24 protein-coding genes and 1 pseudogene are annotated in these 25,279 nt (G+C 57.7%); 16 read left to right on the top strand and 9 right to left on the bottom strand.

Features of this window, described 5'->3' with window-relative positions:
* The first annotated feature begins 22 nt into the window (after positions 1-22).
* The 6 genes from xylB to ACQR3R_RS06290 all read left to right on the top strand — a co-directional run bounded on the left by xylB (position 23) and on the right by ACQR3R_RS06290 (position 7,088).
* A complete protein-coding gene (gene xylB, locus ACQR3R_RS06315; protein ID WP_428271157.1) occupies positions 23-1,519 on the top strand; it encodes a xylulokinase in 1,497 nt (498 codons plus the stop codon).
* 13 nt (positions 1,520-1,532) lie between these two features.
* Positions 1,533-2,471 carry a PfkB family carbohydrate kinase gene (locus ACQR3R_RS06310; RefSeq protein WP_428271156.1) on the top strand — a complete coding sequence of 313 codons (939 nt, stop codon included), beginning with the start codon at positions 1,533-1,535 and terminating at the stop codon, positions 2,469-2,471.
* A gap of 121 nt (positions 2,472-2,592) precedes the next feature.
* On the top strand, positions 2,593-3,114 hold the full coding sequence (locus ACQR3R_RS06305; RefSeq protein ID WP_428271155.1) for a sigma-70 family RNA polymerase sigma factor: 522 nt from the start codon (positions 2,593-2,595) through the stop codon (positions 3,112-3,114).
* A gap of 6 nt (positions 3,115-3,120) precedes the next feature.
* Complete coding sequence (locus ACQR3R_RS06300) at positions 3,121-4,089, top strand: FecR domain-containing protein (protein ID WP_428271154.1); 969 nt, start codon at positions 3,121-3,123, stop codon at positions 4,087-4,089.
* 84 nt (positions 4,090-4,173) lie between these two features.
* A complete protein-coding gene (locus tag ACQR3R_RS06295) occupies positions 4,174-6,627 on the top strand; it encodes a TonB-dependent siderophore receptor (protein ID WP_428271153.1) in 2,454 nt (817 codons plus the stop codon).
* A gap of 194 nt (positions 6,628-6,821) precedes the next feature.
* Positions 6,822-7,088, top strand: a complete 267-nt coding sequence (locus tag ACQR3R_RS06290) for a DUF2790 domain-containing protein (protein WP_428271152.1) — start codon at positions 6,822-6,824, stop codon at positions 7,086-7,088.
* Between the two features lie 71 nt (positions 7,089-7,159).
* Here ACQR3R_RS06290 and ACQR3R_RS06285 read toward each other — a convergent pair whose 3' ends face one another.
* The 4 genes and pseudogenes from ACQR3R_RS06285 to ACQR3R_RS06270 all read right to left on the bottom strand — a co-directional run bounded on the left by ACQR3R_RS06285 (position 7,160) and on the right by ACQR3R_RS06270 (position 11,281).
* Positions 7,160-7,429, bottom strand: a complete 270-nt coding sequence (locus tag ACQR3R_RS06285; RefSeq protein WP_428271151.1) for a DUF1652 domain-containing protein — start codon at positions 7,427-7,429, stop codon at positions 7,160-7,162.
* A 236-nt stretch (positions 7,430-7,665) separates the two neighbouring features.
* A pseudogene (gene ilvA, locus ACQR3R_RS06280) lies at positions 7,666-8,678 on the bottom strand (threonine ammonia-lyase, biosynthetic).
* 1,065 nt (positions 8,679-9,743) lie between these two features.
* Complete coding sequence (locus ACQR3R_RS06275) at positions 9,744-10,895, bottom strand: PQQ-dependent sugar dehydrogenase (RefSeq protein WP_428271150.1); 1,152 nt, start codon at positions 10,893-10,895, stop codon at positions 9,744-9,746.
* Between the two features lie 29 nt (positions 10,896-10,924).
* Entirely contained in the window at positions 10,925-11,281 is a 357-nt protein-coding gene (locus ACQR3R_RS06270) for a hypothetical protein (RefSeq protein ID WP_428271149.1), read from the bottom strand.
* 203 nt (positions 11,282-11,484) lie between these two features.
* On the opposite strand from ACQR3R_RS06270, the gene ACQR3R_RS06265 reads away from it, so the two are divergent.
* A complete protein-coding gene (locus ACQR3R_RS06265; protein ID WP_428271148.1) occupies positions 11,485-12,345 on the top strand; it encodes a non-homologous end joining protein Ku in 861 nt (286 codons plus the stop codon).
* A 107-nt stretch (positions 12,346-12,452) separates the two neighbouring features.
* On the opposite strand, the gene lpxO is transcribed toward ACQR3R_RS06265, so the two are convergent.
* The gene (gene lpxO / locus ACQR3R_RS06260; protein WP_428271147.1) at positions 12,453-13,352 is read right to left on the bottom strand and encodes a lipid A hydroxylase LpxO; all 900 of its coding nucleotides are present in this window, start codon (positions 13,350-13,352) and stop codon (positions 12,453-12,455) included.
* A 496-nt stretch (positions 13,353-13,848) separates the two neighbouring features.
* Between lpxO and ACQR3R_RS06255 the strand changes: the two genes are divergently transcribed.
* Both ACQR3R_RS06255 and ACQR3R_RS06250 read left to right on the top strand, forming a co-directional pair.
* Positions 13,849-15,438, top strand: coding sequence for an ABC-F family ATPase (locus tag ACQR3R_RS06255; protein ID WP_080943075.1), 1,590 nt, complete (start codon positions 13,849-13,851; stop codon positions 15,436-15,438).
* A gap of 205 nt (positions 15,439-15,643) precedes the next feature.
* The gene (locus ACQR3R_RS06250; protein ID WP_428271146.1) at positions 15,644-16,831 is read left to right on the top strand and encodes an MFS transporter; all 1,188 of its coding nucleotides are present in this window, start codon (positions 15,644-15,646) and stop codon (positions 16,829-16,831) included.
* Between the two features lie 104 nt (positions 16,832-16,935).
* On the opposite strand, the gene ACQR3R_RS06245 is transcribed toward ACQR3R_RS06250, so the two are convergent.
* Complete coding sequence (locus ACQR3R_RS06245) at positions 16,936-17,973, bottom strand: alpha/beta hydrolase family protein (protein WP_428271145.1); 1,038 nt, start codon at positions 17,971-17,973, stop codon at positions 16,936-16,938.
* A 179-nt stretch (positions 17,974-18,152) separates the two neighbouring features.
* Complete coding sequence (locus ACQR3R_RS06240; protein ID WP_428271144.1) at positions 18,153-18,764, bottom strand: NAD(P)H-dependent oxidoreductase; 612 nt, start codon at positions 18,762-18,764, stop codon at positions 18,153-18,155.
* A gap of 130 nt (positions 18,765-18,894) precedes the next feature.
* Between ACQR3R_RS06240 and ACQR3R_RS06235 the strand changes: the two genes are divergently transcribed.
* Together ACQR3R_RS06235 and ACQR3R_RS06230 are read left to right on the top strand one after the other, a co-directional pair.
* The gene (locus ACQR3R_RS06235) at positions 18,895-19,803 is read left to right on the top strand and encodes a LysR substrate-binding domain-containing protein (RefSeq protein ID WP_428271143.1); all 909 of its coding nucleotides are present in this window, start codon (positions 18,895-18,897) and stop codon (positions 19,801-19,803) included.
* Between the two features lie 11 nt (positions 19,804-19,814).
* Positions 19,815-20,159, top strand: a complete 345-nt coding sequence (locus ACQR3R_RS06230; protein WP_428271142.1) for an MmcQ/YjbR family DNA-binding protein — start codon at positions 19,815-19,817, stop codon at positions 20,157-20,159.
* Between the two features lie 4 nt (positions 20,160-20,163).
* Here ACQR3R_RS06230 and ACQR3R_RS06225 read toward each other — a convergent pair whose 3' ends face one another.
* Both ACQR3R_RS06225 and ACQR3R_RS06220 read right to left on the bottom strand, forming a co-directional pair.
* Positions 20,164-20,592, bottom strand: coding sequence for a DUF1294 domain-containing protein (locus tag ACQR3R_RS06225; protein WP_428271141.1), 429 nt, complete (start codon positions 20,590-20,592; stop codon positions 20,164-20,166).
* Positions 20,589-21,419, bottom strand: coding sequence for an undecaprenyl-diphosphate phosphatase (locus ACQR3R_RS06220; RefSeq protein WP_428271140.1), 831 nt, complete (start codon positions 21,417-21,419; stop codon positions 20,589-20,591). Before ACQR3R_RS06220 ends, ACQR3R_RS06225 begins: the two co-directional genes overlap by 4 nt.
* 306 nt (positions 21,420-21,725) lie before the next feature.
* Between ACQR3R_RS06220 and pnuC the strand changes: the two genes are divergently transcribed.
* The 5 genes from pnuC (at position 21,726) to ACQR3R_RS06195 (ending at position 25,269) form a co-directional block, all read left to right on the top strand.
* Entirely contained in the window at positions 21,726-22,289 is a 564-nt protein-coding gene (gene pnuC, locus ACQR3R_RS06215; protein ID WP_428271139.1) for a nicotinamide riboside transporter PnuC, read from the top strand.
* Entirely contained in the window at positions 22,259-22,810 is a 552-nt protein-coding gene (locus ACQR3R_RS06210) for an AAA family ATPase (protein ID WP_428271138.1), read from the top strand. Before pnuC ends, ACQR3R_RS06210 begins: the two co-directional genes overlap by 31 nt.
* Before the next feature lie 357 nt (positions 22,811-23,167).
* Positions 23,168-23,614: a hypothetical protein gene (locus ACQR3R_RS06205; protein ID WP_428271137.1), complete on the top strand. Its 447-nt coding sequence runs from the start codon at positions 23,168-23,170 to the stop codon at positions 23,612-23,614.
* A 1-nt stretch (position 23,615) separates the two neighbouring features.
* Positions 23,616-24,194: a hypothetical protein gene (locus tag ACQR3R_RS06200; protein ID WP_428271136.1), complete on the top strand. Its 579-nt coding sequence runs from the start codon at positions 23,616-23,618 to the stop codon at positions 24,192-24,194.
* Positions 24,195-24,258: 64 nt separating this feature from the next.
* Complete coding sequence (locus tag ACQR3R_RS06195) at positions 24,259-25,269, top strand: hypothetical protein (RefSeq protein ID WP_428271135.1); 1,011 nt, start codon at positions 24,259-24,261, stop codon at positions 25,267-25,269.
* The last annotated feature ends 10 nt before the right edge of the window (positions 25,270-25,279 follow it).

The raw sequence follows: 25,279 nt of genomic DNA, 5'->3' as shown, positions 1-25,279 counted from the left end.
CCTGAGACTTCAAGGACATCCAATGGCAAACCAACAACTATTCCTGGGCATCGACTGCGGTACCCAAGGCACCAAAGCCATCGTCCTCGATGCTCAAAGTGGCGACGTTCTGGGCCACGGTGCCGCGCCGCACACCTTGATCAGCGGCGCCAATGGCCGACGCGAACAAGACACCGCGCAGTGGCTCGAGGCCTTGACCCTGGCTACCCGCGCGGCATTGCTGGCGGCCAAAGTTTCTGGTCAGGACATCCTCGGTGTTGGTGTTTCCGGCCAGCAGCATGGCCTGGTGCTGCTGGATGATCAGGGCCAGGTATTGCGCCCGGCCAAACTTTGGTGCGACACCGAGTCGACGCCCGAGAACGATCGCTTACTGAAACACCTGGGCGGCGAAAAGGGTTCGCTCGAGCGCCTGGGCGTGGTTATCGCCCCGGGTTATACAGTGTCCAAACTGCTGTGGACCAAAGAACAGCACCCGGACATTTTCAGCCGTATAGCGCGCATGCTGCTGCCCCATGATTACCTGAATTGTTGGCTAACCGGGCGCAGTTGCAGTGAGTATGGCGATGCTTCGGGCACCGGTTATTTCAACGTGCGCACCCGCCAGTGGGACCTGCAACTGCTGCGCGACATCGACCCCAGCGGTCGCTTGCAAGCCGCCCTGCCAGAGCTGATCGATGCCCATCAAGGCGTCGGTACTGTTCTGCCGTCCATTGCCGAACACCTGGGTATCAACCCGCAGGCGCTGGTGTCCAGCGGCGGCGGTGACAACATGATGGGCGCCATCGGCACCGGCAACATCAAGCCTGGTGCGATAACCATGAGCCTCGGCTCATCGGGCACGGTTTACGCCTATGCCGACCAACCGCAGGTCAGCCCGGACGCGTCGGTCGCAACCTTCTGCTCATCGAGTGGTGGTTGGCTGCCGCTGATTTGCACCATGAACCTGACCAATGCCACCGGCGTGATCCGCGAATTGTTCGAGCTGGATATCGAGCAGTTCAACGCACTCGTGGCCCAAGCCCCCATCGGCGCCGAAGGTGTGTGCATGCTGCCGTTTCTCAATGGCGAACGGGTTCCCGCCCTGCCCCACGCCACCGGCAGCCTGGTGGGATTGACCATGACCAACCTGACACAGGCCAATCTGTGTCGCGCCGTGGTCGAGGGCACCACATTTGGTTTGCGCTACGGCCTGGACCTGCTGCGTCAGAACGGTTTGCAAAGCCTGAGCATCTGCCTGATTGGCGGTGGCTCAAAAAGTCAGGTGTGGCGACAGATCGTCGCCGATATCATGAACACCCCACTGGTCTGTACCGAGCAAAGTGAAGCGGCCGCCCTCGGCGCAGCGATTCAGGCCGCATGGTGCAAATCCTGGGCGAATGGGAACGAAGAGCGCCTGGCGGATCTTTGCGAACGTTGCGTAAGGCTTGATCCAACCACTGAAACCCTGCCGAATGCAGCCAATGTGGCGGCTTTTCAGCAGGCCTATGAACGCTATCAACAGCATGTTGCAACCCTATAAAGAGCGAACAATTATGTACCTGGTGTGTGGCGAAGCTTTGTTTGATTTTTTCAGCGAAGACGATGTCAGCGGTCTGGCTTCGAAAGTAAATTTCAAGGCCATTGCCGGTGGTTCACCCTTCAATGTGGCGGTCGGTTTGCGGCGTCTGGGGGTTGAATCGGGGTTGTTTGCCGGTTTATCCACCGACTATCTCGGCCGCCGTCTGCAGCGGGTGTTGCAGGATGAGGGCGTCAGCGCGGACTACCTGGTGGACTTCGCGGCCCCCACCACGTTGGCGATGGTAGCGGTCGGCGCCGATGGCTCGCCGCACTACAGCTTTCGAGGCGAAGGCTGCGCAGACCGGCAATTGCAAGTGGAGCATTTGCCACTGCTGGGGCCTGAGGTGCGCGGCCTGCACATCGGCTCGTTTTCACTGGTGGTGCAACCGATTGCCGACACGCTACTGACGCTGGTACGCCGGGAAAGCGGCAAACGCCTGATCAGCCTCGATCCCAATGTGCGCCTTAACCCGCAGCCCGACATTGAACTGTGGCGCTCACGCATCGCGACGCTGGTGGAGCACGCTGATTTGATCAAGGTCAGTGATGAAGACTTACGCCTGCTATACCCCGACCAGGATCCGCAACCCGTGATCGAAGGCTGGTTGCAGCATCGCTGTCAGTTGGTGTTTCTGACCCGTGGTGGCGACGGCGCCACCGTGTTCAGCCGCGCTCATGGTTCGTGGTCGGTGCCTGCGCGCACGGTGAAGATTGCTGACACTGTCGGCGCCGGCGATACCTTCCAGGCGGCATTGATTACCTGGCTGACCGAGCAGCAACTGGATTCGGTCGAGGGCGTGCAGCACCTCCGTCGCGAACAGATTGACGCGATGCTGAGGTTCGCCGTGCAAGCCGCAGCGCTCACGTGCAGCAAGACCGGGCCGGATTTGCCCTATCGGCATCAGCTCGACTGAAGGTGAATCACACGTGGGGCGTGGCGAGATTATTCTCGCCACCTAAGCCCTGTTGGCCACTTGCTTTCTTCCACACCTCCCCGCTAATCTTGCGAATAGTTCTTATCCGCAGATACTTCCCATGCCGGCCGCCACGCGTCCTTTGCGACAGACTGTTCATGATCTTTACAGCGAGCACCATGGCTGGCTGTTCGGCTGGCTGCGGAAAAAACTGGGCTGCCCGCAAAACGCGGCCGATGTATCGCAAGACACTTTCCTGCGAATTCTGACGTCGCGTGATGCCCTGGGCAGCTTGCGCGAGCCTCGTGCGTATCTGACGACGACGGCGCGCCGCTTGATCATCGACCGGGCGCGGCGACGGCAAATCGAGGACGCGTACCTGCGCGAGTTGGCGCTGACGGTCGAGATGCTTGAGAACTACCAACAATCGCCAGAGCAGATTCTGTTGACGCTGGAGGCGTTGGAGCAGATCGCCTTCGTGCTCGACGGTTTGGCGCAAAAGGCGCAGCAGGCGTTCCTGATGTACTTTCTGGAAGGCTTGAGTCAAGGCGAGATCGCACTGCGCCTCGACGTGTCGGAGCGCATGGTGCGCAAGTATTTGATGAGCGCCCTGCTGCACTGCAACCACGCGCTGGACGTCTGACTTTCGATGACAGACCCACAACGCTCCATCGATGAACAAGCCGCCCATTGGTTGATCCGTCTCAACGAGGCCGATATCGACCACCAGGAACGCCAGCATTTCGAAACCTGGAAAAACCAGGACCCGCGCCATGCCGCAGCGGCCGAACGCTTGCAGGCGTTTGTCGGACGTTTGCAAGCACTTCGACCGCAGCAGGCGTCGGTGCAGGCAGCCTTGGGTGCGGCATTCGTCGAGCGCCGGGGAGCACGCCGAGTGCTGGGCGCGGGCGCCGCGTTGACCTTGTTGCTGGCCCTGCCATTGGGCGTCTGGTTAAACAGCTATCCGCCGGGTTACTGGCTGGCGGACGTGCGCACGGCGCCAGCTGAATGGCGCAGCCAACGCTTGGAAGATGGCTCGCACATCACGTTGAGTGGTAACAGCGCGGTGGACGTGCGTTTCACCGGCGCGCAACGCCAGGTTGTGTTGTTGCGCGGCGAAATTCTGGTGCAAGTGGCTCACGACGCACATCGTCCGTTCACGGTGATGACCGAAGACGGGCAAATGCGCGCGCTGGGGACGCGATTTACCGTGCGCCTCGATGAACATTCCACCGTATTGACCATGCTCGAATCGACGGTGGCCGCCAAGGGCAGCGAGTCTGCGGCTGTCACCGAGGTCAAGGTCGGTCAACAAGTGCGCATTACGGCGCTGGCGGTGCAACGGCTGGGCGATGTCGAACCTCGCACACGAGAGCAAGCCTGGCAGCAGCACCAATGGGTGATTGAGGATCGGCCGCTGCCGGAAGTACTCGACGAAATCACCCGGCAAATCAGCGGCCGTGTGCAGTTTGATCGCACCGGTCTTGCGGATTTGCGTGTCAGTGCGGTGTTGCCGCTGGATGACCCGGATCGCGCGCTCAAACTGATTGCCGACGCGCTCCCGGTGCGCGTTCGGCAGTTCACGCCGTGGCTGGTCTGGGTAGATCGCAAACCCTGAATCAAACAGTGGGGGCACGCGGTTCCGCTTTTTTCAGCTCGCCCGTCAAGGAAGGTAAGCACACTCATCACAGGACCCTCCTTCATGCCGCCGGACACCGCTTTGCTGCCCTCACTTCAACACCCTCGCGTCACACTCGCTCCCTTGGCCCTGGCAGTGAACCTGTCAGTCATGGCTCTGCTGGGGCTGGTACTGCCAACACAGGCGATGGCGCAAAGCGGCAGTGGCGCGCCACTCAGTTACAAAATTCCGGCCGGGCCTTTGGGGCAGACGCTGAACCTGTTTGCCCAGCAGTCGCGGGTCGCCATTCTGTTCGACGCCAACCGCGTCGCCGGCCTGAACAGCCAAGGTCTGAAAGGTACGGTCGGCATCGCTGAAGGCTTCGCGCAAATCCTTCAGGGCAGCGGTTATCAAGCAGACAAAGGCAGCAACGGTTATGTCCTGACAGCCGCCCCGGTCAACAAAGGCGCGCTGGAACTCGGCCCGACCGCGATCAATGGTCTGGAAGACGACGATGCGCTGGCACACGTCGAAGGCTATGTGGCAAAACGCAGCCTGAGTGCAACCAAAACCGATACGCCGATCATCGAAACCCCGCAGTCGTTATCGGTGGTGACCCGTGATGAAATTCGCGATCGCCAATCCGAAACCTTGTCACAAACCCTGGACATGACACCGGGTTTTACCAGCCAGCCCACCAGTTTCAACCGCACTTCGGACCGTTTCCGCATTCGTGGTTTTGACGTCGAATCGGCCACCGGCGGCTCGCTGCGCGATGGTCTGCGCCTGCAAAACAATTCCTATGATGGCGTTCAGGAACCTTATGGCCTGGAGCGTGCAGAAGTCATTCGTGGGGCGGCGTCGGTGTTGTATGGCCAGTTATCGCCCGGCGGCATGATCAACACCGTCAGCAAACGTCCAAGCCAGACGCCTTACCATGAAGTAAACGTGCAGGCTGGTCAGAATGACCGCAAGCAGATTTCCGCCGACTTCACCGGCCCCTTGGGTGACAGCGATACGCTGAGCTACCGATTGACCTTGCTTGATCGTGACAGCCAGACCTCTGCCGACCACATCGATAACGACAAAATCTACGTGGCGCCGGCACTGACCTGGCGCCCCGACGAGGACACGTCGCTGACGCTGCTGTCGTTCTACCAGAAAACCAAAACCGGCTTCTCGGCCCCGCTGCCGTACCAGTTCGTCAAAGGCGTCGGAGAAAACCGTTTTCAGATCGGACGTCACGACTTCATCGGAGAGCCGGACTACGACAAGATGGACGGCGAAATGTCGGCCCTCGGCTATGAGTTCGAACACCGTTTTGACGAACACACTCGCATCAGCAACAAGCTGCGGTATTACCAGTCCGATGTCACCTGGCGATATTTGCAGGTGAACGTCACGCCGGCAACATTGGCCCAGTCCTTGAGCTCTGGCCTTTTGCGGCGTCAATACAGTGATCGCGAAGAACGCTCGCGCGGTCTGGCCAGCGATACCAACATCGAAAGTAAATGGGCGTTCGGCAACTGGCAGCACACCTTCCTGTTGGGTTTCGATGGCTATGACACCAGTTACGACTCGCATAACTTTCGCGGTAATGCGCCATCGTTGAACCTCAATACCTACAACTATGGCCAACCTGTTGTGGTGAACAAAAACCCGTTGCTGGACCGTGGTTCACAAGTCGACACCTTGCAAAAAGGCATTTACCTGCAAGATCAGATCAAGTTCGACGAACACTGGATTCTGTTGCTCGGCGGTCGCCATGACTGGGCTGACCAAAACACCGAGACCTTCCGTGATGCTTCGCGCAGCAGTCAGAGTGACGAGGCCACCACTTGGCGCGCCGGGTTGGTCTATAAGTTTGACAATGGGCTTGCGCCTTACATCAGCTACAGCGAATCGTTCTTCCCGGTGCCGGGCACCGACAAGTCCGGGCAGGCGTTTGTGCCAACCGAGGGCAAGCAATACGAGGTGGGTATTCGCTATCAGCCTGAGGGCAGCGCCACGTTGCTGAGTGCCGCGGTTTACGAGTTGACCCAGAAAAACGTGCTGACCCAGGACCGCAGCGACATTAACTTCAACGTACAGACCGGTGAAGTTCGCTCACGGGGCCTGGAGCTGGAAGCCAAGACCGAGATCACGCCGAACCTGAGCGTAATCGCCTCTTACGCTTACATCGACGCGCGAATTACCCAGAGCAACATCGCCTCCGAAGTAGGTCAACGCAGTGAAGACACCCCTTACCACCAAGCCGCGCTATGGACTGATTACCTATTGACCGAACTTGGCCTGCCCAAACTTCGAATTGGCGGAGGCGCGCGTTACAAGGGCACGACGCAAGCGTCCGGTGTGCCGTCGGACATGCCGGCCTACATGCTGTACGACGCTCGTGCCAGTTATGAAATCGGCGATAACTGGGAAGTGGCACTCAATGCCAACAACCTGACCAACAAGCGTTATACCTATTGCGAGTTCGCCATCTGCCGCTATGGCGACGAGCGTCAACTGGTGAGTACTGTCAGCTATAACTGGTAATGCGGGGCGAACATTGATTCGCGCAGGTTAAAAACGCAGCCGATAGCCGGTACTTACAAGGTTTAACCTTCGATTAATCCTGCTGTCCAACACTTTACTGGACCGCACGCCCTCAGACTTTTTCTGACGCCCAGTGCGGCAGGTTCGACGCTTGATGCGCCGAGCTTATATTCCGCCCGCACTGGAGATTACTCATGAAATTTCGCACATTGCTGCTGACAACCGCCCTCGCCTGCACCGCGTTCACCGGTTTGGCGCAAGCCAACGACACCGCGAGTTCTCAAGCCGTGCCTTACCAATATGGAATGCCACTGCACGTTGCGAAGGTTGTTTCGCTGAGCGAACCTTCTACGCTGGAATGCAAGGTAATTACGGCGGACATGAAGTACATCGACAGCACCGGTAGCGCCAAAGAAATTACTTACCGCAAGTTGTCCGATGCGTGCAGTTATCAGAGTTAACCGCTGATAAAAATGCAACTGGGTCTGATTTTTTCAGACCCAGCGTATTTTTACGTGGTTAAAACCTTGAATCAAAGTGCTCGCCGGTCAGGATGCAACGGCACAATGCTTGCCCGGTGCTGCAGGTCGGAGCGCAAACCAGCGATCAGATCGTTGATTTGGCGACTGCCATTCAGATGTTTGGCATTGATACCGGTGACCATAAGATCCAGTTGATCGGTTTTGCGGTCCGAAAAAACTTTCACGGTCATCGACAGGTCAGGCGACAGCGTACACAGACAACGTTTCGGCAAAAAACTGCTTTCAATGATATTGCGGAGTTCCAAGGCAGACAAAAACATGGCGACCCTCTCCTTTATGTGAGATTGCCAATAAGGGATTACGCCGGCTCATAAAATCCCTGGCCGGTTAAAGAACAACTACAGCATAAAACATGCCTAGAAATCCGCCGTGTTGCTCGTCGGCAAATCAACGCTTTAGCGAGCATGCCAGCAAATGGCCTCGTGCAATATGCCGAAAATGGCTATTTCTCCTGTGCATTTTGCACGCTTCAGTCGGCGGACTTAGGCTCCGGGCATCATGCCGGTGAGCCGCTCAATGCCGCTCGCTCGGCAACGTGCCGCAGGCTGTCGAAATTGATGTTGGCTCCTGAATCGATAGCCACCAGCGTCTGGCCTCGTACCCGGGTGCGGGCAACATATTTCTTGATGCCGGCCACGGCCAACGCGCCGGAAGGTTCGGTGATGGAGCGGGTATCGTCGTAGATATTCTTGATGGCGGCGCACAACTCGTCGTTGCTGACGGTCAACACTTCGTCGACACAGAAACGGCAAACCTCAAAACCGTAGGCGCCAATTTGCGCGACCGCACGCCATCGGCGAAGGTGCCAACACTGGGTAGCACAACGCGTTCGTTTGCCTGAAGCGCCGCTTGCAAGCACGCGGAGTGTTGCGACTCGACACCGATGATGCGCACTTGCGGTCGCAAGTATTTGACGTAGGCCGCAATGCCGGCAATCAAGCCACCACCACCGACAGGAACGAAGATGGCGTCCAGCGAACCTTGATGCTGGCGCAGGATTTCCATGGCCACCGTGCCCTGCCCGGCGATCACGTCAGGGTCGTCAAACGGCGAGACGAAGGTGCGGCCGGTTTCCTGGGCCAAGGCCAACGCGTGCTCCAGTGCGAAAGGAAAACTCTCCCCGTGCAGCACCGCATCGGCCCCGCGACTTCGCACGCCTAGCACTTTCAATTCCGGGGTCGTGCTCGGCATGACGATAGTGGCGGTGATGCCTAAAGCACGGGCCGCGTGCGCCACCCCTTGAGCGTGATTGCCAGCAGACGCGGTAATCACCCCGCGCGCTTTCTGTGCATCACTCAACTGCACCAATTTGTTGTAGGCACCGCGGATTTTGAAGGAAAAGGTCGGCTGCAAATCCTCGCGCTTCAGCAGGACCTGATTGCCAAGCGCTTCAGACAGCGCCGGTGCGGCCTGCAAAGGCGTCCGCACTGCCAAGTCGTACACGGGCGCGGCAAGGATTTTTTTCACGTAGTGCTCAAGCAAGGCTTGCTGGGCTGGCGTGGTGTTCATGGTCGTCTCCTGACAGTTCAAGTACCCAGGAGACAGAAAATGAAAACCCGCCTCTAGGGCGGGTTGGGTGCTGCAGTCGTGAGCTAGCCCGCCAAATAAGGAATGGCGGTAATAATGCTTGGCTGGCAGCGCAAAACGGTGGAAGTCATGCACAGAAATTAGCCGGGAGCCAATCGCAAGTCAATGCTCAATATTTCAAACGGTCAGGATGGGTGTGCCGCCAATAATGCTGAATGTTATTCCGCCATCGCGAGCAGGCTCGCTCCCACAGGGGATGTTGGTCGGGCGCATAAATGGAGTACGAGCCCGATTTACTGTGGGAGTGAGCCTGCTCGCGATAGCAGTGGGTCAGGCTAGATCGATGTTGAATGTTATTCCGTCATCGCGAGCAGGCTCGCTCCCACAGGAGGATGTTGGTCAGGCGCCTAACTGGAGTACGGGCACGATTTATTACTGTGGGAGTGAGCCTGCTCGCGATAGCGGTGGGTCAGGCTAGATCAATGCTGAATGTTATTCCGCCATCGCGAGCAGGCTCGCTCCCACAGGAGCATGTTGGTCGGGCGCATGACTGGAGTACGGGCCCGATTAACTGTGGGAGTGAGCCTGCTCGCGATAGCGGTGGGTCAGGCGAGATCGATGTTGAATGTTATTCCGCCATCGCGAGCAGGCTCGCTCCCACAGGGGGATGTTGGTCAGGCGCATAACTGGAGTACGGGCACGATTAACTGTCGGAGTGAGCCTGCTCGCGATAGCGGTGGGTCAGGCGAGATCGATGTTGAATGTTATTCCGCCATCGCGAGCAGGCTCGCTCCCACAGGGAGATGTTGGTCGGGCGCATAACTGGAGTACGAGCCCGATTAACTGTGGGAGTGAGCCTGCTCGCGATAGCGGTGAGTCAGGCGAGATCAATGTTGAATGTTATTCCGCCATCGCGAGCAGGCTCGCTCCCACAGGGGGATGTTGGTCAGGCGCATAACTGGAGTACGGGCCCGATTTACTGTGGGAGTGAGCCTGCTCGCGATAGCGGTGGGTCAGGCTAGGTCAATGCTGGTTGAATGCCGTGGATTACTTGAGGCCAACCTTGTACAGCGAGCCGTCGCGCTCATCGGTCAGCACATACAAATAACCATCCGGGCCCTGACGCACATCCCGAATGCGCTTGTTGAGCTCGCCCATCAAACGCTCTTCGTGCACGACTTTATCGCCGTCAAACTGCAAACGAATGAGTTCCTGGCTGACCAGTGCTCCGATAAACACGTTGTGCTGCCAGGCCTTGAAGCGGTCCGCATCGTAAAACGCCATGCCGGTGACACCGGGTGATTTCTCCCAGACATGGTGCGGGGCGACGGTGCCCTCGGCGGTCTTGCCCTTGGCTTCTGGAATCGGCTGGCCAGAATAATTGATGCCATGCGTTGCCAGCGGCCAACCGTAGTTCATGCCGCGCTCGACAATGTTGATCTCATCACCACCGCGCGGCCCGTGCTCGTTTTCCCACAGTGTGCCGCTCCACGGATTGAGGGCCGCGCCCTGCGGATTTCGGTGACCATAGGACCAGATTTCCGGACGCACACCGGCCTGCCCGACGAAAGGGTTATCGTCCGGTATTTTGCCGTCCGGGAAGATCCGCACAACCTTGCCTTGCAGCTTGTCGAGGTCTTGCGCCGTGGGCCGATCATTGTTTTCGCCAAGGGTAATGAACAGATAGCCATCACGGTCGAACACCAAACGAGAGCCGAAATGGTTACCGACTGAGAGTTTCGGCTCCTGACGGAAGATCACCTTGAAGTTGTTGAGGGCTGTCAGGTCTTCCGAGAGCTGGCCGCGCCCTACCGCTGTTCCGGCCTTGCCACCTTCGCCACCGCCTTCGGCATAAGACAGATACACCGTGCGGTCTTGCTTGAAATCGGGCGACAGCACCACGTCCAGCAACCCGCCCTGGCCCTTGGCCCAGACTTCGGGTACGCCACTCAGCGGTGCTGAAAGTTTGCCGTCAGCGCTGACAATGCGCAGGTTGCCGGGCCGCTCGGTGACTAGCATGCCCTTGCCATCGGGTAAAAATGCCAGGGCCCATGGGTTCTCGAGCCCTTTGGCTATCTGTGTGACTTCCAAGGTGCCTTGTTCGCTTTTGAGTTCCTGTACAGATGCCGCGAAGACCGGCAATGCAGCCGTGAATAACGTGCTGGCGCAAACAGTGGCCAGAAGGGTTTTACGCAACATGCACACTTCCTTTCATAAAAAAGACGGATTTAACGCGTATTGCTGCCGGAGTCCCGGGGAGGCGGATTGGGAATGAAGGTGGGAGGACTGGCTGGAGTTGATTTGTTCTGAGGATAGCGATTGCCAATGCCTCCGTTATCGATGGTCGAAGGTCGCGGCGTGGGCACGGTATTCGGCCCGCGAATGACCGGCGCATTGGGCTGCGTGCCTTGCATGCTATTGGGGTTGGCCCGGCGAATCGGGCTGTTGTAGGGATTGCTGGTGCTGCCCGTCGGGCTTTGCGCCAGCAACCAGGTTGACGCTGGCAATGCGTCGCTTGCCTGGGCCGAAGTGCTTAGCACGCCACTCAACCACAGCGCGGTGACGCCAAGCATGAATCTGTTCATCGGAAAGCCTCGAGACGTTAGCGTGGATAGAGTCTTCGATATCACGCTACGCCCGGGGTTCTGTTTTGTTAACTAAAACCTGGTTCACAACATGTAACACGAGTTGACCGCCCGCCCTGGCTGCCCGCAGACCGGGCCTCGGCGCGTCGAAACTTTTACGCATCGGCACAGGTCACCTGATCATCACTTGCGAGTAGACGACGATGCCACGTGCAATATGGAAAGGCGCAATCAGTTTTGGCTTGGTACACATCCCGGTGGCGCTGGTGTCGGCAACGTCATCCCAAGGCGTGGATTTTGACTGGCTCGACAGCCGCAGCATGGACCCGGTGGGTTACAAGCGGGTGAACAAGGTCACTGGCAAGGAAGTCACCAAGGAACACATCGTCAAAGGCGTGGAGTATGAAAAAGGTCGATATGTGGTGCTCAGCGAGGACGAGATAAAGTCCGCGCACCCGATGTCGACCCAGACCATCGACATATTTGCCTTCGTCGACAGTGAGCAGATTCCGCTGCAGAACATCGACACACCCTATTACCTCGCACCGGATAAGCGTGGCGGAAAGGTGTACGCGCTGCTGCGCGAAACCCTGAGCAAAACCAACAAAGTCGCATTGGCCCATGTGGTGTTGCACACGCGTCAGCATCTCGCGGCATTGATGCCGCTGGAGTCTGCCATGGTGTTGGTGATGTTGCGCTGGCCTGCTGAGGTGCGCAGCCTCGATACGCTGGAGCTGGGCACCGAGGTCACTAAACCGGAGTTAGCCAAGGGCGAACTGGAGATGGCCAAGCGCCTGGTTCAGGACATGAGCGCCGATTGGAAGCCTGAGGATTACCGCGACAGCTTCCAAGACAAGATCATGGCGCTGGTCGAGAAAAAAGCCAATGAAGGCAAGATTGAAGATGTGGAAACCGCAACCGGTGAGGAAGAACGCAAAACAGCAGATGTAATTGATCTGACTGAGCTGCTTAAACGCAGTTTGGGTGGCAAGAGCACGACCAAAGCCAAACCGTCAGCCAAACCGGCCGCGCGTAAAAAAGCCACGAAGACTTCTCGTGGCTGATACGGCCCATCGCCAGCAGGCTCGCGCCCACAGGAGTTATGTGGCGCTCGCAACGCCCCTGTGGGAGCGAGCCTGCTCGCGATGGGGCACTGGCTATATAGAAAGCTTCAGATCAGCACAAACACTGCCAGCAACCCGCCAAAAATCGCCCACTTCTCCAGGTAATAACGGGTGCGGTTGCGCTTCTTCAGCTCTTTGCCGCGCAAGCGAATCTTGTAGATTTTGGTGAACAGACGATTGATGCCGCCCGTCCTGTCGCCCGCATCGTTCGGCGCGCCGGCGGCCGACATCACATTGCGACTGAACCAACGATTCAACGCCGCCGCCCAGCGATACTTCATCGGCCGCTCTACGTCGCAGAACAGAATTATGCGGTTCTGCTGCGTCGCGTTTTCGGCGTAATGGATAAAGGTCTCGTCAAACATCACCGCTTCGCCGTCGCGCCAGTGGTAGTCCTCGCCATCGACATTGATATAGCAACCGGCGTCATTCGGCGTTTCCAGTCCCAAGTGATACCGGTAAGAACCCGCATAAGGGTCGCGGTGACGGACCAATTTCGAACCGGGTGGCAACTCGGCAAACATCGCAGCCTTGATCGAGCCGATGCTTTGCACCAGCTCGGTAGTGCGCGGGCAGAGTTTCATGGCCGACGGATGACTATCGCCATACCATTTCAAGTAAAAGCGCTTCCAGCCTGACTTGAAAAACGAGTTGAACCCCACATCGTCGTATTGATTGGAGCGTTTGATCTCACCGGCGCGGATCAGGCTTTGGCCCTCGGCGCGGATGTCCTCCCAATGTTCCTGCAACGGACTCAGGTCGGGGAACTCGGCGGGGTCCAGGTAAGGCTTGCCCGGTAGTTTCGAGAACAAATAAAGGAAGCAATTGATGGGTGCCAGGAACGTCGAGTGGTCACTCAGTTGACGTCCCAGTTTGTGGCGAACGCGACCGCGCAGGTGAACGTAAGCAATGGATACAACGTAAACAGCGGCAATGATCAGTTTCACGGAAATCGTCACACGTCAGAAGTGAACAAACTGCCTCCCTGCCAGCCAAGCGGATCAGGGGTCTTGCGCAGCGTCTGAATACAAAACAGCGGGCCCGATGGCACGCTTTTTCAGCGTGTGCCGGTTTTCGACGTCGGGTTGATAGATGGCATTTTAGCCATAGTTTGTAACCAATAGTTAACCTGCAAATGTGAAAATCTGTCCGGTGATCGCGCCAAAGCACGCCAGCGAACTCAACGCCCTATCGTTTAAAGAGCCAGACCAGTACAATCGCCGCCAAACATTACGCGCCCCCCTTGGTTGATGACGGGAATTAACCCCGCCTCAGCGCGCTTTCACTCGGGCCAAGCGCTCCGTACGCAGCTGTCCACTTATTGCCAAATGGACCTTCCGCTTCTGACCGGGATGAATTTCCCGTGGATTGAATAACCCTATTGGGTACTGAATCGGTACTGCCGCAACCCTGGCTACTCTGAATGCTTCGCAGGAAAAACCTTTGATCTCTACAGCTAACATCACGATGCAGTTCGGCGCCAAGCCGCTATTCGAAAACGTCTCGGTCAAATTCGGCGCGGGCAACCGCTACGGCCTGATCGGCGCCAACGGTTGCGGCAAGTCGACGTTCATGAAAATCCTCGGCGGCGACCTGGAGCCGTCCGGTGGCCAGGTCATGCTTGAGCCAAACGTACGTCTGGGTAAATTGCGTCAGGACCAGTTCGCCTACGAAGAATTCACCGTGATCGATACTGTGATCATGGGCCATGAGGAATTGTGGAAGGTCAAGGCCGAGCGCGACCGTATCTACTCGCTGCCGGAAATGACCGAAGAAGACGGCATGGCCGTGGCTGAGCTGGAAACCGAGTTCGCCGAAATGGACGGCTACACGGCCGAATCCCGTGCTGGCGAGCTGTTGCTGGGCCTGGGTATCGGCATCGAGCAACACTTCGGCCCGATGAGCGAAGTGTCTCCAGGCTGGAAACTGCGTGTATTGCTGGCTCAGGCGCTGTTTTCCGATCCTGAAGTGCTGCTGCTCGACGAACCAACCAACCACCTGGACATCAACACCATCCGCTGGCTGGAAAACATTCTGACCCAGCGCTCCAGCCTGATGATCATCATCTCTCACGACCGTCACTTCCTGAACAGCGTGTGCACACACATGGCTGACCTGGATTACGGCGAGTTGCGTCTGTTCCCGGGCAACTACGACGAGTACATGACCGTGGCGACCCAGTCCCGCGAACAGCTGCTGTCGGACAACGCCAAGAAGAAAGCGCAAATCTCGGAATTGCAGTCGTTTGTCAGCCGCTTCTCGGCCAACGCCTCGAAAGCCAAGCAGGCTACTTCCCGCGCCAAGGCGATCGACAAGATCCAGTTGGCCGAGGTCAAGCCTTCGAGCCGTGTGAGCCCGTTCATCCGTTTCGAACAAACCAAGAAGCTGCACCGCCAAGCGGTCATCGTCGAGCGCATGGCCAAAGGCTTCGACGGCAAGACGCTGTTCAAGGACTTCAGCTTCCAGGTTGAAGCCGGCGAGCGCGTCGCGATCATCGGCCCGAACGGTATCGGTAAAACCACCCTGCTGCGCACCCTGGTCAATGAACTGACCCCGGACGCCGGTACCGTGAAGTGGACCGATGCTGCGGAATTGGGCTACTACGCTCAGGACCACGCGCATGACTTCGAAGACGACTGCAACCTGTTCGACTGGATGGGCCAGTGGACCCAGGGCGGCGAGCAAATCGTTCGCGGCACCCTCGGCCGGATGCTGTTCTCCAACGACGAGATCCTCAAGTCGGTCAAAGTCATTTCCGGTGGTGAGCAAGGTCGCATGCTGTTCGGCAAGCTGATCCTGCAAAAGCCAAACGTGCTGATCATGGACGAACCGACCAACCACTTGGACATGGAATCCATCGAGGCGCTGAACCTGGCGCTGGAAAACTACCCGGGCACGCTGATTTTCGTCAGCCACGACCGTGAGTTCGTTTCCTCGCTGGCCACCCGTATTATCGAGTTGAGCCCAAGTGGCGTGATCGACTTCAGCGGTACTTACGACGATTACCTGCGCAGCCAAGGCGTGGTGTTTTAAGAGCAGCTATTAGTTTCAAGCTGCAAGCCGCACGTTAAAGCCCTGTCCTGGCGACAGGGCTTTTTGCATTTTTGGGCGACTGTTCATGGGTTCAAATATGATCGCGAGCAGGCTGGCGCTCAAGGAGTATCGTTAGCCTGCTTTCTTTTATTTGACGCCCGCGCCATGATGCAGGTCTCCCACCGCCGCCCGCGAACGAGCCCTCATGTCTGCGCAGCAACTGCCCCCGCAAAGCTCCATGGCGATCACTCTGCAGATCGTTTCCATCGTGTTCTACACCTTTATCGCTTTCCTCTGCATCGGCCTGCCGATTGCGGTGTTGCCCGGTTACGTCCACGAACAATTGGGTTTCAGCGAAATAATCGCAGGGCTGGTCATTGGTTCGCAGTACCTGGCCACATTACTCAGCCGCCCGATGGCCGGGCGCATGTCGGACAACGTGGGCACCAAGCGCGCCATCGTCTACGGGTTGTCGGGCATCGTGTTGAGCGGTGCACTGACGCTGATCTCGACGCTGCTGGAAACCTTTCCGTTGCTCAGCCTGTTCATATTGATTGGCGCCCGCTTGTTGCTCGGGATCGCCCAAGGCTTGATTGGCGTCGGCACCATTAGTTGGTGCATGGGCCAGGTCGGATCCGAACATACCGCGCGATCGATCTCCTGGAATGGCATCGCATCCTATGGCGCGATTGCCATCGGCGCACCGATGGGCGTGGTGATGGTCGATCAATATGGCTTTGCGAGCCTGGGTGTAGCGCTGTCGGTATTAGCACTTGCGGCACTCTGGTTGATCCGCAACAAACCTTCGGTACCGGTCATTCGGGGTGAACGCCTACCCTTCTGGGCGGTGTTCGGACGTATTGCTCCGTTCGGCGCAAGCCTGAGCCTGGCGTCCATCGGCTACGGCACCCTGACAACCTTCATCACCTTGTATTACCTGAGCCGCGGCTGGACCGGCGCCGCCTATTGCCTGACGGTATTCGGGGTGTGCTTCATTCTGTCGCGCCTGCTGTTTATCTCAGCGATCAGCAGTTTTGGCGGGTTCACCTCGGCGATTGCCTGCATGAGCATCGAGACCCTGGGCCTGGTGATGCTGTGGCTGGCCCCGTCGACGACTTATGCGTTGATCGGTGCGGGCCTGACCGGTTTTGGCCTGTCGCTGGTGTATCCGGCACTGGGAGTGGAAGCGATCAAGCAGGTGCCTAACTCCAGTCGTGGCGCCGGGTTGAGTGCCTATGCGGTATTTTTTGACCTGGCGCTGGCGATTGCCGGGCCATTGATGGGGGCGGTGGCGCTGAATTTGGGGTATTCGTGGATATTCTTCAGTGCAGCGCTGTTGTCAGTCACCGGTTTAGGCCTGACGTTGCTGCTTAAACGCCGTGCAATGGTGTAACTGCACACCCTTCACGTGGGAGCGGGTTTGCTCGCAAAAGGGGCGTGTCAGCCTTATTGGTATTGAATGAAGAACCGCATTCGCGAGCAAGCCTGCGCCCACCGCTACTGATCTGCGGTTTGCATGCCCGCCCTGCTCGGCTTGCCCAGTGCATTCGAAAAAAACCGACCGGCCTCGGAGATCAGGTTGCGATGGATGTCTTCGCGATCAACGCCATCGGCGTCCGTGCATAACGCCGGCATCGCAGCAATCTGCTCTGCATTGCAAGGCGCCATGAACACAAAGTGCCCGGCACCGGCCAGCAACTTGAAGTCGGGGGCCGTTGGCAGTTTGCGCGCCAGTGCAGCGGCGTTCTTGTCGAAGGCCACCAGTTTGTCGCCGTCGCCGCTATACAGTAGCACCGGCACATGCACGTCAGCCAGCGTGTGGCGGCCAAACTTCAAACTCAATGGCGCCATGAGCAACAGGGCATGCACGCGCGGGTCGGCCACGGGCTGCAAGTCATCACGATCAACGATCAACTCGCCCTTGGTGTTGCAGGCATCGCGATCATCCGGGCGTTCCTGGCAGTAACGCCGCAAACGATCCAGATCGGGTGTCGCGCCGGACAAAATCAACGCCGTTTCACCCCCCGCCGAATAGCCGATCACGCCAACCTGATCAGCGTTGACGTAAGGCGCCAGCATGCGATCGCCCAAGGTGGCAGTGATGGCTTCGGAAATCTGGATAGGCCGCCCGTAAAGGTTACTCAAAGTACCGAGGCGACTGTGATCCTTGGAGTTGTCACCGGGGTGGATCACCGCCACCACCACAAAACCCTTGCGCGCCAGTGAAGTCGCGAGATCGTGCAGCGCGATCGGGGTGCCGGTATTGCCGTGAGACAGCATCAACATCGGGAAACGGCCAATAGCGACACGCGTGTCTGCGCCCGCCTCGACCGTGTAACCCTCAAGTTTACTGGTGTGTTCAGTTTCGCTCGACGGGTAGAACGCGATGGCGCGCATCGGTTGCAAATCCAATGGATCGAGAAAGGTCATTTCGTGGTAGCCGACGCTCCAATGCGGGCGTGGCGCAGGCGCGGCGTGCACTGAATTCAGGCTGCTGAGCAGGCAAATCAGTAATGTTGCACAAAGACGCACCATGGGATGCCCAACCTTGTTACTTGACCGGAGACGTTAACCCTCTACTGCATAACCCGGGCCACAATTTTGACATCATCAGAAATGGGCAGAAACAAAAAACTCCGTATCTGATACTTGCGTATTCAGAATACAGAGTTTTTTGGGTGCTGTTCGTTCAGTTTAAAGACTTTACGAAAGCCTTACGCAGCGGCAAACAATTGCTCGCTGATTTGCGCGTGAGCATCGCTCATGGCCTTGGTGCGCACTTCGTCACCGTACGCCAGGCCCTGGGCACGAACGAACTCGATGTCGGTGATGCCAAGGAAGCCGAACAGCAGCTTCAGGTATTCTTCGTGCGCCACGCCCGAAGCCTGGCCGGCATGCAAGCCGCCCGAGGTAGACACAATCACCAATTTCTTGCCACCGCACAGGCCTTCAGGGCCCGCTTCGGTGTATCGGAAGGTTTGACCGGCAACGGCGATGCGGTCGATCCAGGCCTTGAGCTGGGTTGGAATGGTGAAGTTGTACATTGGGGCGGCGATTACGACCGCATCGGCGGCCAGGAACTCGGCCAATGTAGTGGCGCTCAGTTCGGCTTCATGCTGCTGCGCGGCGTTGCGCAGTTCGGCGGAGGTGCCCGCAGCGACCAGCGTTTGTGCCGAGAAATGGCTGATGGCGTCAGTGGCCAGGTCACGGTACGTCACGACCGCCGAAGGTTCGGCTGCTTGCCAGGCGTTGACGACTTCGCGGCTCAACTGACGGGATGCCGAATTGTCACCCAGAATGCTCGAATCGATATGCAACAGTTTCATAAGGGATCTCCAAGGTGAGGATCGCCACCCGGCGACCTGATGAGAAGAATCCTACAGGTGAAACCAATAGCTGATTAGCCGGCAACAATGCGATAGTTCGTCCCACTGATAGAACGGCTGGACACTCATCATGCAAGACCTCAATGATCTCTACTATTTTGCCAAAGTCGTCGAAGCTGGCGGCTTTGCGGCGGCCGGGCGCTTGCTCGGCATTCCCAAATCGCGATTATCGCGGCGCATTGCTGAACTGGAAGAACGCCTCGGTGCACGTTTGCTGCAACGCACTACGCGGCAACTCAAGCTGACGGCGGTCGGTGAGCGTTACCTGCGGCACTGTCAGGCGATGTTGCTGGAGGCCGAAATGGCCGACGAAGCCGTGGCCAGCATGTCCAGTGAACCTCGCGGGAGATTGCGCGTGTCGTGCCCGGTGGGCCTGGCGCACGAAATCCTGCCGTCGGTGATCAGCGACTTCCTCGAGAAATTTCCCAAAGTGCAACTTGAGGTGCTGCTGATCAACCGCCGCGTCGACCTGGTCACTGAAGGTGTTGACGTCGCTCTGCGGGTACGGGAATTGGGCGATGAAGACCCGCTGCTGGTCACGCGACGCCTGCGACAGGCGCAAATGGCGATGGTCGCCAGCCCGGCCTTTCTAAAGGGGCGCGAAATCAATCACCCGGAAGACCTGAAAAACCTGCCGGTACTGGGCGCACTTGAGCCCGACCGAATGGTGCACATCCGCATGCTTGATCAGCAGGGCAAGAGCGTCGAGCTGGCCCTGGAGGCAAGGTTGGGCATCGACGACTTTATCGTGCGCAAGGCCTGCACACTCGCCGGCCAGGGCTTTACCATGTTGCCGATGATGTACTGCGAGCCGGAGCTGGAAAATGGCTCGCTGGTGCAATTGTTGCCCGACTGGTCGTTGCCCGGTGGCTGGCTGCAAGCGGTATACCCGCATCGACGCGGAGTGATGCCGGCCGTGCGCGCCTGGCTCGACCATTTGATCGAATCATTCAATGCCTGCGGGGACCGACTGTTATGAAGGCTGGACGCATGAGCGAAGAAGCGGTCGCGGCATTTTGCCTGGGGCTGCCCGGCGCACGCGAAGACTATAAATGGGGAGGTGTGCGCGTGTTTTCGATTGCCGGAAACAAGATGTTCGCGCTGCAGAACCTGCGTGGCGAGTCGTTGGCGTTCAAGGTCGACAAGAATTTGTTTCTGGGGCATTGCGACCGCCCAGGAATTCACCCGGCGCCTTATCTGGCACGTGCGCAATGGATCATCATGCAAACGCCCTACCCGTTGGGCGCCGAAGAACTGCAAGGTTTATTGCAACGTTCACACCAATTGGTGGTGAGCAGGTTGCCCAAGCGCACTCAAGTGGGGCTGCTGCTTTGAGCGCTCAGAACAATGAAGACCACTGCGCGCCAATAAACAACTGATCGATCCAGAACACCTGGTGCATCAGCACGATGGCCCAGAATATCAATTGAAAGGAAATCTTGCGGGTCTTGTGCCGGAACAGCTGCTGGGCAATCAGCGCGCCCGGCCAGCCACCTGCCAGTTCCACCGCGTGCAACACGTTCTCCGGTGTACGCCAATGGGCCTCGCGTGCTTTGCGTTTATCGCGCCAGTACAGGAAAAACGCCAGCACACTGATCACACCGTAGGCCGCCAGGGGAATCACGGAAATCGCGCGCCACCAAAACGACAAGGAACCATATAAAGGCAGCGCACACACCACCGCAAAAATCAGCAATTTCAGCCGAGGATTCTGCACCTGTCCCCCGGACTTGCGCCGGGGAATGCTGCGTGCGCCACCGTCGTTCATGCGCGTGCGGCTGCCCAATCGACCCAACCAAACTGCCAGGTCGCCAGAATCAACAACCCGAATGCAATCCGGTACCAGGCGAACGCCGCGTAGCTGTGCGTGGCGATGAACTTGAGCAATGCCTTGACCGCAATCATCGCGAAAATGAACGCCGTCACAAAGCCAATCGCGAATACCGGGAAATCTGCCGGTACAAACAGGTGCCGGTATTTGAAACCGGAATACACGGCCGCCGCGACCATGGTCGGCATTGCCAAAAAGAACGAAAACTCGGTAGCGGTCTTGCGCGACAAGCCGAACAGCAGGCCACCAATAATGGTCGAACCGGAACGCGAAGTACCGGGAATCATTGCCAGGCACTGCGCAAAGCCGACTTTCAACGCATCTTTCCAGGTGATTTCATCGACCGTCTCAGCGTGCACCGCATGCTGACGCTTCTCGGCCCACAACATGATGACCCCGCCCACGACCAACGCCGCAGCGACGGTAATCGGGTTAAACAGGTACTCATGAATCAAGTCGGAGAAAATCACGCCCAACACCACTGCCGGCATGAACGCAATGAGCAGGTTGGCGGTGAAGCGACGAGCACTTGGCTGCGTCGGCAAACCGGTCACTACATCAAGAATCTTGCGCCGAAATTCCCACACCACCGCCAGGATCGCCCCGAGCTGAATGATGATGTTGAATGCGATGGCTCGTTCGCCGCCGAAGTTGAGCAAGTCGGCCACGATAATCTGGTGTCCGGTACTCGAAATGGGCAAGAACTCAGTCAGCCCTTCTACAACACCAAGAATCACTGCCTGCAAGGCGGTCCAAAGATCCATCAATCCCCCAAGAAGCTATGCACGCGGCATGCCCCGATAATATTTTTTAGAGCGTTCACTGCGATCAGCGTAGCTGACGTCTGGCGCGCACAGGATCCACACGAAACCGTAAAAATTCCGTGAAAAATCAACCTGGACTCAGGTTTTTCCATGCGGGCCGGAAATCCTATCAGACAAGTTTGATAAACGCTGCCGCGATGTTGGGCATTACGCCAGCTATGTAATCGAGCGCGAGCAAGCGTCCTCGCCACGATATGCCTCTGTGGTTACAATCCGCCCCCTCTTCGACTTACCCAAGGAACCCCCATGTCCGGGCTTGAACTGTTTGCTGCAGCCTTAGGCGTGATTGCGGTGTGGCTGACGGTTAAACAGAACCCCTGGTGCTGGCCGATTGGCCTGGTCATGGTGCTGCTGTATAGCTGGATCTTTTTTGAAGTGAAGCTGTATTCCGACATGCTGCTGCAGGTTATCTACGCCGCATTGCAGCTTTATGGCTGGTGGCAATGGACGCGTGCGGGTGAGGCTCAGCAAGGGCGGCAAGTCAGCCGGCTCGACACAAAATCCATCGTGCTCAGCTTGGCAATTGGCGCCATCGGCAGCGTGTTGCTGGGGGCCGCGATGGCGCACTGGACCGATGCCGCACAGCCTTGGCTGGACGCCGCGCTGACCGGTTTCAGCCTGGTCGCCCAACTCTGGATGGCGCAAAAGCGCGTGCAATGCTGGCCGCTGTGGATCGCGCTGGATGTGATTTTCGTCGGCCTCTTCATCTATAAGGGCCTGTACCTAACCGCAGGGCTCTACGCGCTATTTACCCTGATCGCCGTGCAGGGGTTTCGTGAATGGCGCGCCGATCCGGCATTGCGCACATGAAGGTCCTGGTACTCACCGGTCCTGAATCCAGCGGCAAAAGCTGGCTCGCGGCTGAGCTTAAAACGCATTTCGGCGCCGTGTTGGTCGACGAATACGTGCGCTGGTTCATCGAACAGAACCCTCGCGACACCTGCCTGGAGGACATCACGGACATTGCCCGCGGGCAGTTGATGTGGGAGGACGCGGCGCGTGCCCTGCAACCACCGTTGCTGATTCTGGATACCCACCTGTTAAGCAACATTCTGTGGAGCCAGACCCTGTTCGGTGATTGCCCACCATGGATCGAGCACGCACTGTTGGCTCGCCATTACGATTTGCACTTGCTGTTGTCCCCCGAAAACGTTGACTGGACCGACGATGGTCAACGCTGTCAGCCTGACCTGAATGAACGACGGGCCTTCTTCAACGCCACCCTGCAATGGCTGGAGCGCCATGGGCAAACCGTTCAAATAGTACAAGGCGATTGGGCCGAGCGTCGGCGACTCGCCTTTGAGGCGGTAACGCTGTTATTGCCTTCATAACTGCGCATTTACAGGGTTTTTCTGATGACGCGCCGCAATTTCGAATAAAAAGTGTCCACCCTTGAAACACCCGGCTGCTCGCAAACAGCCGGTTTCAACGCTCTACCTTCTCTGGTCGGCTGTCCTGTCAACCTGATGATACACCCCCCCGCAAACGCTTGATCCAGAGCGTTTCGAGCGTATTTCAAGGCCATCAGGCCTTCGTACCGTCTCAAACCTGGAACACTTAAAAAGCAACGATTCTCGGCATATTTTCTAAGCCGTTGAATTAAATCGCTATTCAAAAAACGGCACAGCTTTCGCTATCTCCTTCACAACGCTGACTAGGGCCAGCCCACAATAAGAAGGAATTGCGCCGTGGGGACTTTCAATAAAGGTGTGACACACCTACTGCTGATCGGATGTGCCGTCGTCTCGGTAACCAGTTTCAATGCCTATGCCGACGGCAATGGCGTGATCGTGTTGAATCGCGATGTCCAGCCTGTGGCTATCGGCCGCAACGGCGGTAAAGACCCCTATCCGACCACTGTGAATGCCAACCCTTCGTCACAGATCACTTCAACCCTTAACAGTACCGAACTGAGCGATGGCGACTTCGCCAACATTGCCAGCGGCTCTTCCATCCGCGTCAACAACATCAACCAGAACAGCATGCCCGGCATGAACGTGGTGACCAATCCCAACGGCATGCCTGGCATGAATGCAGCCCACGGTAATGGCACCGGCGGTGCGATCTCGGGAACCATCAACCGCGCCTTGAGTACCGGCCTTGCGCCACTAGGCAGACTGGCTGGAGGGCAATGACATGCATCGCTCCCTGATTTTACTTGCCGTGCTCGGCTGCACCAGCGCCATGGCCGACTCCGGTGTCAGCACTGTCGACAGCGCCAGTATTCAGAACTCGGGTAGCCAGTACAAAGGCAATCTCAGCGTCAACCAGGCGGCCGGTGATCAACAGCAGCAAACCAACGTTCGCGCTATCGCCATTGGCACCGAAGCCAACGCTACCACCAGCGTGATCCAGCGTCTTAATACACCCGCCAACCCGTCGATGAACGCGACGGCCACCATCGGCGGCACCTCATTCAGTAATGGCAACGGAGTGCTGGGAGTCAACCAGGGCGCCGGGGCTAACAACCAGATGGCCAACGCCATGCGCATCAGCATCAGTGCTCAGCCGCAAAGCGTTGACGATAGCGCCCTGTCTCAACAGAACGTGGCGTTGTTACCAAGCTCAGGAGCAACTGATGCTTCAAAAGGCAGCCGCCAGGTCGTTACCAGCGACCAGGCCTTCACCGGCAGCCGGGGAGTAATTCAGGTGAACCAGAGTGCCGGGGTGGGGAACCGAATGGCTAACACCCTGAGCATCCGGGTCGCTGACTGACCCAAAACGCAGTGCGATTAGAAAGTACCAACACTTAACCAACTAATAAGCACGGAGAAACACCATGAAACCTACAATGGCACTTAAACCACTGGTTTTCGCTTTGGCAGCAGTGATGGCAATGGCAGCACAGGCCGGCAATGACGATCATGGCAATAATGGCGGCCATGGCCACCAGCCTCCTCCACCAAAAGGTCCAACGCTGGAGCAACTTCTGCAGATCAGCGCGGGTGCTGGGGCCTCCGTGCTGGACGTACAAAGCAACTCTGGCAACTCAGTGGTTAACCTGGGCACCAAAAATGGTGCTGCAGTCGACAGCTCTCTGAACGGTTCCAACGGCAACATGGGCGCCAACGTTGCAGCCGGTGACGGCAACCAACAAGACAACGCGGCTGCTATCGCTACTGCTGACGAAAGCTTCATTTTTGGTACGGCTGTTGCAGCCTCCAGCGCCACTCAATACAACGCTGGAAACCAGGTTGCCAACTACTCCAACACCAACGCTGCGTCGCTTAACAACGCAGGTAACAGCGGTTCCGGCAATATCGGCATCAACGTCACTGCCGGCAACTTCAACCAACAGAAAAACAACCTGGCTATCGCTGTATCGGGCGGTCGTGTAGCACAAGCTGCTGCGTCGGCTAACCAAAGCACCAGTGGGCTGGTGGTTGCCAACAACGCCACTCAAACCTACAAAACAACGACCCTTACAGGCACCATCAATGCCGCCGGCGTATTCGTCGCCGCAGGTACTGCAACCAGTGAAGACAGCCATGGCGGCGGTAATGGCGGTTGGAGCAACAGCAACGACAGAGGCCACGGCGGTAACGGTGGCAACAACGGCGGCAGCGACAAGTCTGACTTTGTTGCTGTAGGTGTATTCGGCCTGGCCGGCGTAACCACTCAACAAGTGATGACCCCCGATGGCTGGAAAAACCCTGTAACCAACACTGCAACAATGACCAACTCGATGAACGGCTTCTCCGGCAACGGCGGCGCCAACATCTCGTCTGGTGTGGGCAACCAACAAAGCAACTCGCTGTCCATCTCGGCTGGTACCAAAACCAGCATGTAATCGCGATCGA

Source organism: Gordonia sp. IEGM753, from assembly GCF_050321825.1.
In the GTDB taxonomy this organism is placed as follows: Bacteria; Pseudomonadota; Gammaproteobacteria; order Pseudomonadales; family Pseudomonadaceae; genus Aquipseudomonas.
The sequence above is the reverse complement of the archived record's forward strand: the minus strand, read 5'-3'. Positions and strand labels throughout refer to the sequence as shown.